The organism is Paenibacillus sp. MSJ-34 (assembly GCF_018918005.1).
Lineage (GTDB): Bacteria > Bacillota > Bacilli > Paenibacillales > Paenibacillaceae > MSJ-34.
The window spans coordinates 1-583 of record NZ_JAHLPR010000137.1; the positions used below are offsets into that span (position 1 = coordinate 1).

1 protein-coding gene is annotated in these 583 nt (G+C 38.8%); it reads left to right on the forward strand.

Annotation, left to right across the window (positions count from 1 at the left end; genetic code table 11):
* Positions 1-192: 192 nt before the first annotated feature.
* Positions 193-402 carry a hypothetical protein gene (locus KQI79_RS27390; RefSeq protein WP_216541474.1) on the forward strand — a complete coding sequence of 70 codons (210 nt, stop codon included), beginning with the start codon at positions 193-195 and terminating at the stop codon, positions 400-402.
* Positions 403-583: the final 181 nt, after the last annotated feature.

A 583-nucleotide genomic window follows, 5' to 3' on the forward strand; every position in this document is an offset into this window, starting at 1 on the left:
AGTGTATCCACATAATGTTGACTTGAACCGAACGAACTGGGAAACCTCCACTTTTTTACAGTCCGCGAGGCAGATCCACTATATTCAGTGTTTGATATTACGGGCTTTCGAAATTTAGGTTTAATTAATTTTGGCAGGAGGTTGCTTTTGGGTGGACAACCTCCCATTTACTTAATGAGGAGGTGTAACATTATGGAAAAAAAGCAAAGTACGATTATCGCGATTGAAAAAGGTTTTAGCAGTTATGTTAATTCATGCCTTAGTCGAGCCAGTCGTGATTATTTCAGAAGACTTAAAAGGGAATACCAACGACTGGTGCCCTATGAAGAACATGTTCCAGATATCTCTCTTACTTGCAGTATTATTGTATGCCCTTTCATTTATGTGAGCGTTTTGCAATAATCCAAGGCCTTGATTTGTAAGGATTTTCGGACATAAAAAAGGGACTTCACCCCAACTTGGAGAAGTTTTCAAGTGACCAAACAAGAAAACTTAAGGAGTGAAGTCACGATGTATATTCTCCAAGAAAGCTTGTTTTCCTTCGAGGAATTGCTAAAAATGCAGTCAAAAGAGCGATTGCCAA

What these genes read in the sequence shown, in the direction of transcription:
- KQI79_RS27390 (WP_216541474.1), top strand. Translation starts at nt 193, where the DNA reads ATGGAAAAAAAGCAAAGTACGATTATCGCGATTGAAAAAGGTTTTAGC.